Source organism: Flavobacterium sp. MDT1-60, assembly GCF_014844035.1.
Classification (GTDB): Bacteria; Bacteroidota; Bacteroidia; order Flavobacteriales; family Flavobacteriaceae; genus Flavobacterium.
Genome location: NZ_CP062159.1, coordinates 3,218,001 through 3,234,365 on the forward strand (window position 1 = coordinate 3,218,001; position 16,365 = coordinate 3,234,365).

16 protein-coding genes are annotated in these 16,365 nt (G+C 33.9%); 7 read left to right on the forward strand and 9 right to left on the reverse strand.

The features are described 5' to 3' along the window. Positions 1-41: 41 nt before the first annotated feature. The 5 genes from IHE43_RS13305 (at position 42) to IHE43_RS23975 (ending at position 3,360) form a co-directional block, all read left to right on the forward strand. Complete coding sequence (locus IHE43_RS13305; protein WP_192184332.1) at positions 42-701, forward strand: DUF2652 domain-containing protein; 660 nt, start codon at positions 42-44, stop codon at positions 699-701. Positions 702-998: 297 nt separating this feature from the next. Continuing rightward, positions 999-1,739, forward strand: coding sequence for an SDR family oxidoreductase (locus IHE43_RS13310; RefSeq protein WP_192184333.1), 741 nt, complete (start codon positions 999-1,001; stop codon positions 1,737-1,739). Between the two features lie 56 nt (positions 1,740-1,795). Further along, positions 1,796-2,548, forward strand: a complete 753-nt coding sequence (locus IHE43_RS13315; protein ID WP_192184334.1) for an SDR family oxidoreductase — start codon at positions 1,796-1,798, stop codon at positions 2,546-2,548. Between the two features lie 70 nt (positions 2,549-2,618). Beyond that, positions 2,619-3,089, forward strand: a complete 471-nt coding sequence (locus tag IHE43_RS13320; protein WP_192184335.1) for a DUF1097 domain-containing protein — start codon at positions 2,619-2,621, stop codon at positions 3,087-3,089. A gap of 118 nt (positions 3,090-3,207) precedes the next feature. Next, on the forward strand, positions 3,208-3,360 hold the full coding sequence (locus tag IHE43_RS23975; RefSeq protein ID WP_192184336.1) for a hypothetical protein: 153 nt from the start codon (positions 3,208-3,210) through the stop codon (positions 3,358-3,360). A gap of 221 nt (positions 3,361-3,581) precedes the next feature. Here the strand turns inward: IHE43_RS23975 and IHE43_RS13330 are convergent, their stop codons facing one another. From IHE43_RS13330 to mnmE, 3 genes are all read right to left on the reverse strand, one after another. Further along, positions 3,582-4,643: a site-specific integrase gene (locus IHE43_RS13330; protein ID WP_192184337.1), complete on the reverse strand. Its 1,062-nt coding sequence runs from the start codon at positions 4,641-4,643 to the stop codon at positions 3,582-3,584. A 2-nt stretch (positions 4,644-4,645) separates the two neighbouring features. Continuing rightward, positions 4,646-5,203: a helix-turn-helix domain-containing protein gene (locus IHE43_RS13335; RefSeq protein WP_192184338.1), complete on the reverse strand. Its 558-nt coding sequence runs from the start codon at positions 5,201-5,203 to the stop codon at positions 4,646-4,648. A gap of 233 nt (positions 5,204-5,436) precedes the next feature. Further along, positions 5,437-6,825: a tRNA uridine-5-carboxymethylaminomethyl(34) synthesis GTPase MnmE gene (mnmE, locus tag IHE43_RS13340; protein ID WP_192184339.1), complete on the reverse strand. Its 1,389-nt coding sequence runs from the start codon at positions 6,823-6,825 to the stop codon at positions 5,437-5,439. A 183-nt stretch (positions 6,826-7,008) separates the two neighbouring features. Between mnmE and IHE43_RS13345 the strand changes: the two genes are divergently transcribed. Further along, positions 7,009-7,845, forward strand: a complete 837-nt coding sequence (locus IHE43_RS13345; protein WP_192184340.1) for a universal stress protein — start codon at positions 7,009-7,011, stop codon at positions 7,843-7,845. Positions 7,846-7,917: 72 nt separating this feature from the next. Next, positions 7,918-9,690, forward strand: coding sequence for a DNA mismatch repair protein (locus tag IHE43_RS13350; protein WP_192184341.1), 1,773 nt, complete (start codon positions 7,918-7,920; stop codon positions 9,688-9,690). Positions 9,691-9,932: 242 nt separating this feature from the next. Here the strand turns inward: IHE43_RS13350 and IHE43_RS13355 are convergent, their stop codons facing one another. The 6 genes from IHE43_RS13355 to IHE43_RS13380 all read right to left on the reverse strand — a co-directional run bounded on the left by IHE43_RS13355 (position 9,933) and on the right by IHE43_RS13380 (position 16,198). Next, complete coding sequence (locus tag IHE43_RS13355; protein WP_192184342.1) at positions 9,933-10,562, reverse strand: DsbA family protein; 630 nt, start codon at positions 10,560-10,562, stop codon at positions 9,933-9,935. Positions 10,563-10,950: 388 nt separating this feature from the next. Further along, complete coding sequence (gene dnaN / locus IHE43_RS13360; protein ID WP_192184343.1) at positions 10,951-12,069, reverse strand: DNA polymerase III subunit beta; 1,119 nt, start codon at positions 12,067-12,069, stop codon at positions 10,951-10,953. A 106-nt stretch (positions 12,070-12,175) separates the two neighbouring features. Then, positions 12,176-13,861 carry a gliding motility-associated ABC transporter substrate-binding protein GldG gene (gene gldG, locus IHE43_RS13365; protein ID WP_192184344.1) on the reverse strand — a complete coding sequence of 562 codons (1,686 nt, stop codon included), beginning with the start codon at positions 13,859-13,861 and terminating at the stop codon, positions 12,176-12,178. Next, positions 13,861-14,586, reverse strand: a complete 726-nt coding sequence (gene gldF, locus IHE43_RS13370) for a gliding motility-associated ABC transporter permease subunit GldF (RefSeq protein WP_192184345.1) — start codon at positions 14,584-14,586, stop codon at positions 13,861-13,863. Before gldF ends, gldG begins: the two co-directional genes overlap by 1 nt. Positions 14,587-14,706: 120 nt before the next feature. Beyond that, positions 14,707-15,003, reverse strand: a complete 297-nt coding sequence (locus IHE43_RS13375) for a putative quinol monooxygenase (RefSeq protein WP_192184346.1) — start codon at positions 15,001-15,003, stop codon at positions 14,707-14,709. 367 nt (positions 15,004-15,370) lie between these two features. Further along, complete coding sequence (locus IHE43_RS13380) at positions 15,371-16,198, reverse strand: S-adenosyl-l-methionine hydroxide adenosyltransferase family protein (RefSeq protein ID WP_192184347.1); 828 nt, start codon at positions 16,196-16,198, stop codon at positions 15,371-15,373. Between the last annotated feature and the right edge of the window lie 167 nt (positions 16,199-16,365).

Consider the following 16,365-nt stretch of genomic DNA (forward strand, 5'->3'; position numbering starts at 1 on the left):
GCTGAGACGAATTAATAAAGAAAGATTTTAATACTACGATTATGAAAAACACAAACAAGGGCATTATTTTCATGCCGGACATCAGCGGATTTACACGTTTTGTAAAAGAAACCGATATGCTTGCGGGTCAAAAAGTAGTATCAAAATTACTTTCTTCCATTATTGAACACAATGAGATGCAGTTTAAGATTGCAGAAATTGAGGGCGACGCCATCCTTTTTTATCACTTTGGGAAACCATTTGCAGTGAATAAAATACTAAACCAGTTTGATAAGATGCTGCGCGCTTTTGAACAAGCAGTAGAAGATGTCTCAAAAGATTTTCCGCAGGCCAAAATGCTATCACTGAAACTAGTAGTACATTATGGGGAGCTCACAGGATATGACCTTATGGGATTTCATAAACTTTATGGCAGCACCGTTATAGAAGCACATCGATTACTAAAAAATGACATTGCGCAGCCTTGTTATGTTTTACTAACCGATGCTTATACACAAGCAGCTTTTAAAACCAATAAAAGCAGCTCCCCTTCTTGGGACAATAAAAAAGAACTGTGCCAGATTTATGACGAACTGGGAAGTATCTGTTTTTCATACCTGTCTTTTGACCAGTCAGCAATTGAACGCCGCAGCAAATCATTTGATGAGATAGCGAACAGTATATCCAATTCGACAAGCGCTGTATTTACATACTCCGCTTAATTCAATTTAAACTTATAATGTGTGTCCAACAAGATCGTATAATACTACGATCAGTATTTTCATGCCCAGAAATGACCATAAAATAATGTCTTTTTGTCATTTGTATAAAACAATTAATAATAGAAAAATGAATCACAAAAATGTACTTTTTAAGGCAGCCTTTAAAATGTATAAGTAATGCTTTAAAATTTGCATTTTTAAAAAATTAATAACAACAATCTTTGTATCAACAAATTAGAACAACAAATAATAACAACAAATAATAACAACAAATAATAACATTTAAAAATTAAAATCATGAAAAATTTAAACAACAAAGTAGTTTTAGTAACAGGAGCTTCAAGAGGAATCGGTGCAGCAGTAGCTAAAAATTTAGCCGAAAGAGGCGCAAAAGTAATCGTTAATTATGCAGGCGGACTTCAGTCAGCAGAAGAGACAGTAGCGACAATCAAAAACGCAGGCGGAGATGCTATCGCCATTCAGGCAGATGTGAGCAAATCAGACGAAGTAAAAGCGATGTTCGATCAGGCGATAGCGCACTACGGCAAAATTGATGTTTTGGTAAACAATGCAGGAATTATGATCACCAAACTGATCAAGGATACAACCGATGAGGATTTTACAAGACAATTTGATATCAACGTGAGAGGAACTTTCAACACCCTTAGAGAAGCTGCAACACGGTTGGCAGACAACGGAAGTATTATTAATTTCTCTACATCTGTAAACAGAATCATGCTTCCAAGTTACGGTACTTATGTAGCTACAAAAGCGGCAGTGGAGCAGCTGACCAGAGTAATGGCAAAAGAAGTTGGAGCCAGAGGCATCAATATCAATTCTATTTCTCCAGGGCCTACAAACACAGCATTGTTTACAACAGGCAAGCCTCAGGAAGTTATTGACAGACTAGCCTCACTTTCAGCTTTCAACCGTCTGGGAGAACCGGAAGATATTGCTCAGACTGTTGCATTTTTGGCAAGTGATGATGCAAAATGGATTACAGCCCAAAACATTGGAGTAAATGGCGGGATGGCTTAATTCTTAAAATAACAATAATATAAAAGCATTTAACAACCATTTAAAATATAATAATCATGAACAATTTACACAATAAAGTAGCATTGATCACAGGATCAGCAAGAGGATTAGGAAAAGCAATTGCAGAGCGTTATGCAGCACTTGGAGCAGATATCATAATCAATTATTCACGAGACAAAGCATCGGCGGATGAAGTAGTGGAGAACATTAAAAAATTAGGATCAAGAGTAATAGCCGTTCAGGCAGATATCAGCAAAGTGGCTGATTTGGAGAGACTGTTTACAGAGGCAAAAGCCGCTTTTGGAAAAATTGACATTGTAGTGGCAAATGCCGGAATTGAACTAGTAGAAACACCGGTAGTGGATTTTACGGAAGAGCAGTTTGACAAAGTTTTCTCCATCAACACCAAAGGTACTTATTTCACGATGCAGCAGGCAGCTAAAAATATTACAGATAATGGGCGTATCATTTACATAGCTTCAAGCACAACTTCATTTCCTGTACCGGGAATGGCAGTTTACGGCGGAAGCAAAACAACACCAAGATATCTTGTTGACATTTTATCTAAAGAAATTGGGCACCGCGGGGTTACGGTTAACTCCATTATCCCTTTTGCGGTAGACCATTCCGGAATTTTCGCGGAAGCAGACAGCTATCCGGAACTTAGAAAGCAATTATTGGACAGCTGTCCAATGGGCAGACTGGCTCATGTTGATGACGTTGCCAATGCAGCTGAGTTCTTCGCAAGCGATTTATCCTCTTTTGTAAACGGACAGCACCTTTTGGTAAACGGAGGAGCTACAAACTAATAAACGAAAGCGGTCTGCAAATGACAAAGCTTCAGACCGCTTTAAAAATTTAATCTTTAAAACATATATTATGAAAACTTTTCAAACTGCCGTTCTTTTCGGCCTATTCGGAGCAGCAGCTGTTTCGATATCATTTGCGGCCGGGTGGCCGACATGGGTAATGTTTATTGCCTGGGTAAGCTATTACATTTTTGGAAGAAACATCAAAAATTCGGCCTCTGCGTTTATTCAAATCATCTTAGGACTATTGATGGGAGCTATGATTCAGTTTACCGGAATGTTTTTAGGTGGATATTTAGGAGCATTTGGCCTGCCGGTATCGATCTTTATTTTCATAGGTTCGCTTGCCTATCTTTCTAAAATAAAAAGCTTGAGCAGTATTCCTGCCTGGTTTTTAGGACTTATTGTGTTTTTCGGAATTCACCCAAAACTGGAACCTCTTTCATTACTGGAATTAGCCGTTCCGCTTCTTTTCGGATTTGTTTTTGCCTTTTTAAATGATACGGCTGTGCACAAAATTCAGCCTAATCCGGAACATTAAAGTTTAGCATAAGCAATCCTGCATAGGTATTCATTTTGGACACAAATAAGCTCAAAATGGATACCTTTTAATTCCGGCTCATCAGGGTCTTTGTAATCAGATAATTAAATATAAAAATATGATACAATCAAAAGGTTATGCAGCCCAGAATGCTGCATCTAATTTGGCTCCATGGGAATTTCAACGAAGAGATCTTACTCAGAATGATGTACTGATCGATATTTTATACTGCGGGGGTATGCCACTCGGATCTTCACTCTATAAAAAATGACTAGTTTCCGGGTCTTTTCCCGATGGTTCCCGGTCATGAAATTGTGGGAGTTGGTGTAATGGTAGATTCCTGCCTGGAGTGCGAAAACTGCCGCAATCATCAGAAGCAGTTTTGTCCGGATTATGAATTATCAGTATTTTTAATAGCAACTGTCTTTAGCGCTATTTTGGCTTTTAGTTTCTGGCAATTACTGATTTTATCAAAATACATTAATAGAACTGTTAACACCCCAGCATCTTAGAGACAGTAAAGATATCTGTACCAGCGGCCATTTGTAATGTTGCATACGTATGTCGAAAGCAGTGAAAAGTGATGTGTTTCTCAATTGATGCATCCCTGACCCATAAAGGTATCAAACGGTCAAAATCCCATTTTTTTAAATTATGAAAGATCTTCCCATGCTTCATTCTTTCCGGACCTAAGAATTCTACCGCTTCCTCAGAAATCGGTAGGGTCAAGGGCCGATCAGTTTTCTGCTGCTTAAACCTTATATAATATCCTTCATTTTTACTGTATTGCACTTCTTCCCATGTAAGTTTAGAAATGTCTGAGTATCGTATTCCGGTCAACATGGAAAACATGCTGACGCGTTTGACAATCTCGTTTTTGCAAGGTGTCCTAAACAACCTTGAAGCTTCTTCCATAGTTAAGAAATTTCTTTGAGACTCCTGTTCTTTTATGCTTTCAACCGCAGCATTAACATCAGTTTGCAAGAATCCTTTCTTGTAAGCTTTTTTAAGAGTTGCTTTGATCTTGTTGAAATAGGACAGGGCAGTGTTTTGAGCCAAGAGCTTTTTATTTTTTCTTAAACTTTTTGCCTTTAAGATATATTCCCTAAAATCTTCAATAACTGTGACATCAATTTCCCGCATCAATATATCCTCATTCTTAAGAAACATTTCAAAGTGAGTAATTGCCGATTTCCATATTTCACTGTTAATACCAATTTTACTTTCTGCTGTTAGTTTTAAATACTTTAGAAATGACATTTTACCAATCTCAATCAAACGAAGCCGCTCCTGCTCAAATGGGGTATATATTTGCTGCTTATTGAGTTCATTAAGCCTATTTGCACAAATAATTTCCGCTTTGCAAAAATTCTCTAAATTCATTTCTTTGTCTATATTACTTTTTGGTTTTGAAACCAGATATAAGCCTAAATATTCTCTTCGAGAAAATTCGCGAGTTTTAGGATTGTACACTGCGAGGAAAAAATCAAGATATAACGTAATCTTTCCACTTGGCAGCGTTCTTTTTCTAAGCGTTACATTTATATTTTTCATCTTTACACTGCATTAAAAATTATATCAATATCCTGTTTGGCGACATAGGTAAATTTTCCAATCGCATACTTAACAATGCCATGGCGCTGAATCAAGAAGTAGAGTGCACCAGAAGAAATATTGAATTTCTGTTGAATCTCCGTTATTGTATAGCAATTCTCAAAGCCTGGAAATTGTTGTTTTGGTTTTAAAAGCAAATCCTCTGCAGGTAGTGCAAAAAAGGAATCAAGATCACATCTTCGGATAACTGTCCGTTTGCCAAACTTTCCAATGTCCAGATGTCCTCTGCTAACTAGTCTGTAAATTGTGCTTCTGCTTATTCCAAAAAGAAGACCTGCCTGTTTAATGCTCAGGAAATCTTTTACCCTTACCGCTTCAAGGATTGGATTTTTGGCAATCTCAGTCTGTTTATTGCTCTGATCGATCTTGGACTGCCTTGTCCTTGCTTTGTAGGCCCTGCTGCTGCATTTTAGCGAGCAGTATTGGGTCTTGGTTGTTTTTGCGATGAATTCGTTTTGACAGAATTCGCAAATTCTTTTAATCTTGATGTTCGTACTCATAGAATGTGGCTTTAAGTGTCCCATTGTGTCTATGTGTGTCTCATTGTGTCATGATTTGGCCAAAAAAAAATCCATATGCGGAAAAATATTTTCGTGGTACAATAATGGTACAAAAAGGAACAAACTATCTGCAAATAAAACTATATAAACAGAAAGAAGAATACCAGTTAAGATGCTGTTTTATAACATTTTAACTGGGATTCTTTGTTTTATTTTGTGATGTTTTGTGAAATCTACTTCCCGATACAGAAATTAGCAAAAATATTCCCTAACAATTCGTCATTGCTAACTTGACCGGTAATAAGCCCAAATTGGTACAATGCTTCACGAATATCCAGTGCAATCAAGTCGCTGGAAAGATTCGTTTCAAGACCGAATTTTACTTTTTGTATCTCATCCAAAGCTTTCAATAAGGAATCATAATGTCTTGTATTCGTTACAATTGTTTCATTATTTCGTAGAGCTCCGGTATTAACAAAAGAAAGTAATTGATTTTTTAATTCATCAACACCAATGTTTTCTTTTGCAGAAAGCATTAAGATTTCAGGAATGTCAGATTTTAAGTTTACAATTTCAATTTCTGATAGCTTATCAGATTTATTTCCTATAACAACTAATGGTTTTAAAGGGAATTGATTTTTGATTTTTTCAAGCTCCACTTTTAATTTCAAGCCTGAAACTTTAAACTCTGAACTATCAAATAAAAAAATAACCACTTGTGCTTGTTCGATTTTTTCGAATGTTTTTTTGATTCCAATGCTTTCTACGACATCTTTTGTTTCGCGGATTCCCGCAGTATCAATAAATCTAAAACCAATTCCGCCAATTACCAATTCATCTTCGATAGTATCTCGGGTTGTTCCGGCAATGTCAGAAACAATGGCGCGTTCTTCGTTTAAAAGAGCATTTAACAAGGTCGATTTCCCCACATTTGGTTCTCCAACAATCGCAACTGGAATACCATTTTTAATCACGTTTCCGACAGCAAATGAATCAATTAAACGTTTCAGGACAAATTCGATTCGGTTTAATAATTCATGAAATTGAGTTCGGTCTGCAAATTCAACATCTTCTTCTGCAAAGTCTAGTTCTAATTCAATTAGTGAAGCGAAATTCAAAAGTTCTTCGCGTAATTTGGCAATTTCATTACTAAAACCACCACGCATTTGTTGCATTGCAATTTGATGCGAAGCTTCGTTATCAGATGAAATTAAATCTGCAACTGCTTCTGCCTGTGATAAATCAAGCTTTCCATTTAAGAAAGCTCTCAATGTAAATTCTCCAGCATCAGCCATTCTACAACCTTTTCTCAATAATAATTGAATGATTTGTTGCTGAATATAAGTGGACCCGTGACATGAAATTTCAATCGTATCTTCACCGGTGTATGAATTTGGTCCTTTGAAAACAGAAACTAATACTTCATCCAATGTTTTTGAATCATCTACAATATGACCCAAATGCAAAGTATGTGTTTTTTGTTTGGTTAAGTCTTTATTTTTGATGGATTTAAAAACCGAATTCCCGATAGTGATAGCCTCGGAACCTGAAATACGAATGATAGCAATAGCTCCGGCTCCGGATGGAGTGGCTAATGCAACTATAGAATCTTGATTTATCATGCTGCAAAGGTATAAAAAAAGGGATAAAGTTTCGTAGACCAAGTAGAGTTGCATATCTCGTTCCTGTCTTTTTAAAAGTAATATTTTAAAGAAATATTAAATGTTAAATTACTGATAATTATCAGGTTGTTTTGTTTTTAGAATGATTAAATTTGAGAGAACAACACTCTAATTCTAAATAAAATGAAAAAGATATTATTTCCCACAGATTTTTCTGAAGCCGCTACAAATGCCTTTGTTCATGCTTTAGAATTTGCAAAGATTGTCGATGCCGAACTTATTTTGTTACATACTTTCGAGATTCCGGTTTATGACAGCCAGTTTTTCCCTGAAAATTACGCTTCTATTTACAGCTCAATAGAATTGGCGAAGTTTGAAATGTTCAAAGATGAAATTCCAAAATTGAGAACAATAGCCATTGAAAGAAATTTAGAAGCTATTGTAATCAAACATCGATTGATGGATGGCGATCTAATCTATAATTTGAAAAATGCCGTTGAAGAAGATAAAATAGATTTTGTAATTATGGGAACAACCGGTGTTTCGGACTGGACCAAGTTTTTTACAGGATCCAATACAAATTCGGTTATTTCTGAGGTTAAAGTTCCTGTTTTATGTATTCCTGTTACCGCAAAATTTAACAAAATAAAAATCATTGGTTTTACTACTCGTTATCGCGAAAAAGATAAAATAGAACTTAGAAAAGTTTTGGAGATTGCCAGAAAAACCAATGCAAAAGTTAAAAGTTTATATGTTAAAACTTCGAATTCAGATGTGCCAGATACTATTTTTAAAGAATGGGAAAGAGAGTTTGCAAATGACAATGTGGAGTTTTTAGTACTACCAAGTGATGATGTAAAAGAAACTATTCTTGATTTTATTCTTTACAAAGACATTGATATTTTGACAACGATTACACACAAACGATCTTTTTTTGAAGGTATTTTTGATTCCGGATTTACAAAAAAAATTGCAAAAGAAGTTTCTGTTCCTGTTTTGGTAATGCACGAAAATCAATAAAATCGATCTATTATTATAAATTATAATTTTGGAAGTGTAAAGCTTATATTTGTCCTTCATTAAATTTAAAAAATGGAAGCATATCAAAATAAAGTTGAGCATTATTCTGAACTTTTTAGTAAAATCAATAAAAGATATAATAGCATAAGTTTACTACGTTTATTAAGTGCTTTTCTCTGTTTGTTTATGTTGTTTTATTACATCAAAACCAGTGAAACTCTTTATGTAGGACTTGCTTTTCTGTCTTTTGTTGGTTTTATTTTTTTAATGCGGGTGCATTCCAGATTGTCTTTCCAAAAACAATTAACCACAGCGCTTTTACAAATCAATAAAAATGAAATTGCTTTTCTAAAAAGAGAAAAACTTCCTTTTGAAAACGGAATTGAATTCAACGATTTTCATCATCCTTATGCATACGATTTAGATATTTTTGGAGAACATTCCCTGTTTCAAAATCTGAATAGAACTGCCACTTATATTGGGAAAAAGACATTAGCCAACCAATTATTGACTCAGCTTCCTAATGAAGTAATTTTTAAAAATCAGGAAGCGGTAAATGAACTTAAAACAAAAATTGACTGGCGACACGATTTTTTAGCGTTGGCTACAATCAGTAATGATTCAAAAGCGTCGTATGATTCTATATTATATTGGAATTCATTTAAAAATAATACTTTACCTAAAGCTTTAGTTGTATTCTCATTGGCGCTTCCAATTTTGTTTTTTGGAGTTTTAACGGCTTATTTTATTACTTCAAAAATCATTTTATTATCTTATTTGACGTATGTTTTTATTGCTAATTTGATGGTTTTAGGAAAGTCATTCAAACGAATTCAATCAGAAATTGCAAAAGCTGATAACGTTGATAAAATCATAAAACAATACAGCTTATTAGTTGAAAAAATTGAAAAAGAATCTTTTCAATCAAAAAAACTGATTGATTTGCAGCAACAGCTAATTTTTAAAAATGCAACTGCCAGTGTGCATTTGAAACAATTATCAGAATTGTTCTCAAGAATGGATACTATAAGCAACTTGGTAACTGCAATTGTGTTTAACGGAACCTTTTTGTTCAATCTGCATGTTTTAAGAGCACTTTTAAAATGGAAGGAAAACTATTCTGAAGAACTAGAGAGATGGGTTACTATCATTGGTGAATTTGAGACTTTAAACAGTCTGGCAAATTTGGCTTATAATAACCCTGATTTTGTTTTTCCTGAAATTAATTCAGAATATAAAATTGGATTTTCAGATTTGGAGCATCCTCTTTTAAATCCGATAACCAGAGTAGGGAATGATACCCATTTTTATCCGGAATCGTTTGTGATTTTAACGGGTTCTAATATGTCCGGAAAAAGTACTTTTCTAAGAAGTTTGGGTGTGAATATGGTTCTTGGCGGAATCGGTTCAGTTGTTTGTGCTTCAAAAGCTAACATTCATCCACTTCCAGTTTTAGTTTCAATGCGTTTATCTGATTCATTAGCGGATAGTGAATCCTACTTTTTTGCCGAAATTAAGCGTTTAAAACAAATCATGGATGCTTTAGAAGAAAAGCCGGCTTTTGTTTTATTAGATGAAATTTTAAGAGGAACCAATTCTGATGATAAACGCAACGGTACTATTGAGGTGGTTAAAAAAATCATTGCTAAAAATGCAATAGGGGCAATAGCAACTCATGATATTGAAGTTTGTCTCACAACAAATGATTATCCTGATATCCTAACGAATCAATGTTTTGAAGTCGAAATCAAAAACAACGAACTCCACTTTGATTACAAACTCCGTAATGGGATTTGCAAAAATAAAAGCGCTACATTTTTGATGCAGAAAATGGGAGTTATCTAGGATTTTAGATTTTAGAATATAGAATAAAGAGAATAGAAAATAGAATAAAGAGAATAGAATATAGAGAATAGAAAATAGAATATAGATTTTGATTTTTGAACAGTTTTCACTCTGCGCTAAGTCTAAGAATTATAATTTCTGCGTTTAGTTTGTCATTTCTAAAAATGAAGAACTTCCGCAAATTATCCACAAATACAAAATCCATTCTCTTTATTCTATTTTCTATTCTCTATATTCTAAAATTACTTCTGCACCTCTCGAATCGTATTCACAAAAGCCTCGACCGGCTGAGCACCGGAAACAGCATATTTTCGATCAAAAACAAAAAACGGAACACCTTGCACGCCAATTTCCTGAGCTTCTTTAATATCGCCTTTTACATCGCTTAGATAAAGGTTTTCATTTTCTACGATTTCCTTAACTTCATTTGAATCTAAACCAGCTTTAACAGCCAATTCAATTAAAGTTTCAGCATCGTTTAAATCTTTTCCTTCAGTAAAATAAGCTTTAAAGAAAATCTCTTCCATTTCATCACCCAGTTTTTTAGTTTTCGCCAAATGAATTATACGATGTGCTGTTAGTGAATTCGAAATAATAGCTTTTTCAAAATAATAATCCAAACCAACGTTTTTTGCGCGTTCTGTGACACCTTTATGCATTTCTATAGATTGTTCAACTGAAATGCCTTTTCGTTCGGCTAAAAACGTATAAACGTCTTTTCCTGATTGTGGTTCAATAGTTGGATCAAGCTGAAAGCTTTTCCATTCAATTTCAAATTTATCATTTGGAAATTCTGCCAAAGCCGATTCCAATTGCCTTTTTCCGATATAACAAAACGGACACATGATGTCCGACCAAATTTCTATTTTCATAAGTACAAAGTTAAAGAAAAATTTGTTTTAGGTTTCAAGTTTCAGGTTTCAAGTTGAATGGCTTGTGTAGAGTTTAACCACAGAGCGCGCAAAGTTTTTTCTATTCTCAGGATTTTTAAAAACACAGAGTCCACAAAGCTTTGTGAACTCTGTGTTTTTGAGTTCAATCTATGTCCAAAAAGAACTTTGCGCGCTCTGTAGTTAAATTTCAAAGTGAACTTGAAACCTGAAACAAAACAGTTCCAAATAAAAAACCGCAAATCTTTTAAAAAGAATTGCGGTTCCTAGGTATAAAAAATGGTTGGTTAATAGCGATATTTTTTTTTACAATGATATGTCTTTAATTCGAAACTAAAAAAAATCCCTGTAACAAAAAGAAGTTTTGATGTTAACTATTTAACATTACAGGCATTACCAACATTGTAACAGTTTCTCCTTCTTCTAAACCATCTACTGGTGTAAGGATCCCGGCTCTGTTAGGCAATGACATCTCTAACATAATCATGTCTGATTGCAAGTTAGTCAACATTTCAGTTAAAAAACGGGAGTTGAAACCAATTTGAAGATCATCTCCCTGATAATCACAAGTCAATCTTTCTTCTGCTTTGTTTGAGTAATCAATATCTTCTGCAGAAACATTTAATTCAGCTCCTGCAATTTTTAAACGAATTTGGTGTGTTGTTTTGTTTGAGAAAATGGCAACACGCTTAACTGAACTTAAAAATAAAGAACGGTCAATCATTAATTTGTTTGGATTTTCTTTTGGAATTACCGCTTCGTAATTTGGATATTTTCCATCAATCAAACGACACATTAAGATATAATTGTCAAATGAGAAAGTCGCATTCGAATCGTTGTATTCAATTTTTACTTCGGCGTCAGAACTTCCTAAAATACTTTTTAAGATATTCAAAGGTTTCTTTGGCATAATAAAATCAGCAACCTGAGATGCTTTTACATCTGTACGGGCGTATTTTACTAATTTATGAGCGTCAGTAGCTACAAAAGTTAATCCTTCTGGTGAAAACTGAAAGAAAACTCCAGACATTACCGGACGTAAATCATCATTTCCGGCAGCAAAAATAGTTTTACTTACCGCAGTTGCTAAAACATCGGCAGGAACTAAAGTTACAGATGGATCTTCAAGATTTACAGATTTTGGAAATTCTTCTCCGGCAGCATATGCTAATGCATATTTTCCTGAATTAGAGCTGATTTCAACTGTATTATTATCTTCAACTGTAAAAGTCAAAGGCTGTTCCGGAAACGTTTTTAAAATTTCAAGCAAAAGTTTTGCAGGCACAGCTACGCTTCCTTTACTTTTAGAATCGATTGATAATGTAGCCGACATTGTAGTTTCAAGATCTGAAGCCGAAACTATTAAAGCATCATTGTCTAGTTCAAATAAAAAGTTGTCTAAAATTGGCAACGTATTGTTACTGTTAATTACACTTCCTAAAACTTGTAATTGTTTTAATAAGTACGAACTCGATACTATAAATTTCATCTGTTTTGTTTTATTTTTTGATGTGTTTTTTAGCAATTAGAGGCTAAATATACGGATTACAAATATATCGTAAACTATCTTAGTTTTACAATTTTTTTATTAACATCTATTTGCTGTATTTTCTTTTTCTCATATAAGTAAATCCAAGTCCAAAAACCAATAAAATTAGAATTGGAAGTCCGATAGTTATGAATTGTGTCATCGTATAGTTTTCATAAACTTTATCTTTATCTAATAAAGGCAAATCAACATCTTTACTTCTAATGTTAATAAGTCCTGTATCGTCTAACAAATAATTGATGCAATTCATCATAAAATCTTTGTTGTCGTATAAATTTCCTGTACGCTGATCATAACCTAATTCTACCGGCATCATGTTTTTATCCAATTGATTTCGGGCCAAATCGCCATCAGCAATTACAATCATTTTATTTGGTTTTCCTTTCGCCTGAAATGCACTTTCTTTAAAAGGTAAAACGCGATTCTCAAAAGCCGAATGGAAATCTCCTTCTAATAAAACAGCCAACGCTGAGTTTCCTTTATTTAAATATTCTTGCGGAGTAGTTTGCTCGGTTACAATATTCAAATTGATTTCAGTTGGAGTTCCAATTTTCTTAGAATATTGGGACGACTGCAATAAAACTGTTTTCTTGATTCCGTTTTTCAAAGTGTCAATCGGACTGGCAAAATCAAATTTGATTTCGCCCAAATTTTTAACGATTGGATGTTTGCCGGAAGGTATTACAATAGGCGCATATTTCCATTTAAATTCCTGATATTGAGTCGCGCTTCCTTGTTCTCCGGTAGCCAGTTTTATTGGGCTTCCGTATTCGTCTTTTACTAAATCAGGATTGATTCTGAATCCGTATTTAAAGAACATATCATTCAGATTTAAATCTCTTGGATAGGCAAGAGTTGCACCCGATTGATTATACAAACTATCCATATCAGCAGAAACCTGATCAATCAACCATAACGTTTTTCCTCCATTCATGATAAACTGATCCAAAACCTGTTTTTCTTCGTCAGAAAAAGTTTCAGTTGGTTTTGAGATAATGGCTAAATCATATTTTTTCAGTGCGTCTAAAGTCCCGGTTGGATTTTTTGTAACGGAATCTAATGTGAATGGCCCTATATAATAACTTTCTTTGATTTGTCTCAACATTTTGGCAACATGAATCTCGTTCATTTCGCCATTCCCTTTTATAAAAGCAACCTTCTTTTGTTTGGCTTTAGTAATTTTATTAATAGCGTCAGCGATCGAATATTCTAAATGCTGAATAGAACCAATTACTTTCTCCGTAGTTGAAGCACCCATGATATTTTTCAACAATGGAATATTGACTTCTTTATTGTCATAAACTGCGATTGCCCACGGAAAAACCATAGCCTGAGACTGTTTTCCTTTATCGTCAACAGTAATGTTTATTGGCGTTAATCCTTTTTGATAAAGTGATTTTACTATTTCCATGCTTTCGTCTTCGTTTTCCATTGGATTGACGAATTCGAAAACAATATTACTGTTATAAGCTTGAAATTCTTCTAATAATTGTTTGGTTTCAAGTTGTAAACGTCTGAAATCTGCCGGCAAATCGCCCTGCATATAGATTTTTATCGAAAGCGGATTCTTAACTTGTTTTATAATTTGTAAAGAAGTTTCAGATAAAGTATAGCGTTTGTCTTTGGTTAAATCGAATCGGTGGAAAAACAAAGTTCCCAACACATTTAAAACAATTAAAACGAAAACGGTAATACCTAATATCTTGATATTTTGTTGAGTAGATGCTTTCATTACGCTTTAAAAGATTTTAATTGATAAACAGTAAAAGACAAAAACAATATGGTAATGCTTAAGAAATAAATTACATCACGCGTATCGATCACGCCACGGCTCATACTTTTAAAGTGATCCTGCATACCAAATGCCGAAACAATATTAGATTCTCCAGGAATCAACGAAGCCAAACCCTGAAAACCAAAATAAAAGAAAAAACAAAGAAAAACGGCAATGATAAAAGCGACAATTTGATTTTCTGAAAGGGTAGAAGTAAAGATTCCAATTGCGGAATAAGAAGCAATCAAAAATAATAATCCGAAATAAGAACCAATAGTGCTTCCCATATCAATATTTCCTTCAGGTAAGCCTAAATTTGAAATCACTTTTACATAAATAAAAGTTGGAATAATCGCTAAAACGATCAGGAATAGCGAACCCAAAAATTTACCGTTTACAATTTCCCAAATCGATAATGGTTTAGTTAAAAGCAACTCTAATGTGCCTTGTTTTTTTTCGTCTGAGAAACTTCTCATCGTAACTGCCGGAATCAGGAAAATCAGGATCCATGGCGCTAAAGTGAAAAACGGAGTCAAATCGGCATAACCGGTATTTAAAATGTTATAATCTCCTTCAAAAACCCATAAAAAGAGTCCGTTGCTAATAAGGAAAATAGCAATGACCAAATAGCCAATAGGAGATCCAAAAAAGGATTTTATTTCTCGTAAAATGATTGATTTCATGTTTAACGTTTATTCGTTTATTTGTTTAATCGTTGAATTGCTTTTTGTTTAAAGTTTCAAATTGTGAACTTTGCGTAAATCTTTGCGGACCTTGCGGTTAAGTCAATATTGAATTTGAAACTAATTTAAGCTAACCAATTTGTCCACACTCCAGGCTTCCGGTTTTGCATTGAATAGTTTTTTAGTAAAGTCCCAAACGGAATTAAAAAGTTCAGATTGTCTATAGTTTTCTAAATCAGCTTCGGTTTCCCAATAACTGTAAGTAAAAAATATGCATTTATCATTTTTATCCTGATACAATTCTAGAAAACGATTTCCTTCAGCTTTTCGTATTTTGTCCTTCACGGTTTCAAAATTCTCCAGAAAATCAGGAATTTTTTCTTCGTGAAAACTCATTTTTACTATTCGAACAAACATGTTTGTGATTTTAGATTTTAGATTGCAGATTTTAGATTGAAAATCTGCAATACGCGCGCAAAAGTACCAAAATTGATTGTTCTTTTTAAGAAAAAATAAAATATTATAAGGTCATACTTTTTCCGTTCCCAATGTGCCATAATATTTCAAACATAGCCCGCGGTTTCAACAGTGGGGACACCGTGTCTATCATGATGCGCATTACCATGTGGATTAGAATGCGTCCCCACTGTTGAAACCGCGGGCTATGTTTATATTGAAATGAATAATCTGTTTATTTTTAATGACTAAAAGCAAATAAACAATCTGTGCAAATCTGTTTAAATCAATTTGATTTGCGTACCAATTAATCTAAAATCTGAAATTTTTACAAAAACTGAACCGTAATCACATCACGATAATTCAACCCCAACAAACTATTTGCAGAACCCACTTTTGAAGGATTACTTCTAAAAATGGCAATCTCAAGAAAACCGGCTTCATTAAAAATGGCTAATTTTTCTCCTTCATAAGTTTTGATTGGATATTTATCAGATGTTGCAATCGCTGAATAATTAGGTAAAATGGTTTTGATGCTTTTAGGCTTCATCACAATTTCGTACGGCCGGCCTTTGGCAACTTCTATAAATTGCTGTTTTGAGATGTTGGTCACAATATTTCCAAAATGGTCAATATAAATAACATATCCTTTTAGTGAATTTCCATCATTAGCAACCACAGCCTGTAATTCGGTAATCTGTTTAATTCCAGGAACTTCTTTACCGATAACATTCAATAAACCGCCTTTTGCAATGTGGCAGGCCACTTGTATAAAAATATCCAAATCGCTGAATTCAATCGGAAAACGATCGTGAATGTTGATTTCAACAATTTTTTGTGGAACGATTTTCTGCGTAAGCATACTCAGGATTCCATTATCAGCACAAATAAAATAATGATCGTTCCATTGCATGGCAATATGCTGATTTTCTTTATTACGCTCAATGTCAACACCAATAAGATGTACGGTTCCTTTTGGAAAGCTTAAATAGGAAGCGCCAATAACATAACTTGCTTCGGCTGTGTTAAACGGATCTATGTCATGTGAAATGTCAATAATTTGAACCTCTGAATATTCAGAAAGAATTTTACCCTTTAGCGAACCAACAAAGTGGTCTTTTAAGCCGTAATCAGTAGTAAGGGTAATTATTGACATAATTTTGTTTATAACTATTGGTAGTATTTAAATCTAATTTTCATTAAATTTGAGAAATGCAAATCTAATAATACTAAATACAAATTGAAAGAAAGAAAAGACAATTTACAAATTTAGTCTCAGTTTATAGTTTCAGTTTCCAGTTTGTTAAAAAAGCTTGTGAATTG

What these genes read in the sequence shown, in the direction of transcription:
- IHE43_RS13305 (WP_192184332.1), top strand. Translation starts at nt 42, where the DNA reads ATGAAAAACACAAACAAGGGCATTATTTTCATGCCGGACATCAGCGGA.
- IHE43_RS13310 (WP_192184333.1), top strand. Translation starts at nt 999, where the DNA reads ATGAAAAATTTAAACAACAAAGTAGTTTTAGTAACAGGAGCTTCAAGA.
- IHE43_RS13315 (WP_192184334.1), top strand. Translation starts at nt 1,796, where the DNA reads ATGAACAATTTACACAATAAAGTAGCATTGATCACAGGATCAGCAAGA.
- IHE43_RS13320 (WP_192184335.1), top strand. Translation starts at nt 2,619, where the DNA reads ATGAAAACTTTTCAAACTGCCGTTCTTTTCGGCCTATTCGGAGCAGCA.
- IHE43_RS23975 (WP_192184336.1), top strand. Translation starts at nt 3,208, where the DNA reads ATGATACAATCAAAAGGTTATGCAGCCCAGAATGCTGCATCTAATTTG.
- IHE43_RS13330 (WP_192184337.1), bottom strand. Translation starts at nt 4,643, where the DNA reads ATGAAAAATATAAATGTAACGCTTAGAAAAAGAACGCTGCCAAGTGGA.
- IHE43_RS13335 (WP_192184338.1), bottom strand. Translation starts at nt 5,203, where the DNA reads ATGAGTACGAACATCAAGATTAAAAGAATTTGCGAATTCTGTCAAAAC.
- mnmE (WP_192184339.1), bottom strand. Translation starts at nt 6,825, where the DNA reads ATGATAAATCAAGATTCTATAGTTGCATTAGCCACTCCATCCGGAGCC.
- IHE43_RS13345 (WP_192184340.1), top strand. Translation starts at nt 7,009, where the DNA reads ATGAAAAAGATATTATTTCCCACAGATTTTTCTGAAGCCGCTACAAAT.
- IHE43_RS13350 (WP_192184341.1), top strand. Translation starts at nt 7,918, where the DNA reads ATGGAAGCATATCAAAATAAAGTTGAGCATTATTCTGAACTTTTTAGT.
- IHE43_RS13355 (WP_192184342.1), bottom strand. Translation starts at nt 10,562, where the DNA reads ATGAAAATAGAAATTTGGTCGGACATCATGTGTCCGTTTTGTTATATC.
- dnaN (WP_192184343.1), bottom strand. Translation starts at nt 12,069, where the DNA reads ATGAAATTTATAGTATCGAGTTCGTACTTATTAAAACAATTACAAGTT.
- gldG (WP_192184344.1), bottom strand. Translation starts at nt 13,861, where the DNA reads ATGAAAGCATCTACTCAACAAAATATCAAGATATTAGGTATTACCGTT.
- gldF (WP_192184345.1), bottom strand. Translation starts at nt 14,586, where the DNA reads ATGAAATCAATCATTTTACGAGAAATAAAATCCTTTTTTGGATCTCCT.
- IHE43_RS13375 (WP_192184346.1), bottom strand. Translation starts at nt 15,003, where the DNA reads ATGTTTGTTCGAATAGTAAAAATGAGTTTTCACGAAGAAAAAATTCCT.
- IHE43_RS13380 (WP_192184347.1), bottom strand. Translation starts at nt 16,198, where the DNA reads ATGTCAATAATTACCCTTACTACTGATTACGGCTTAAAAGACCACTTT.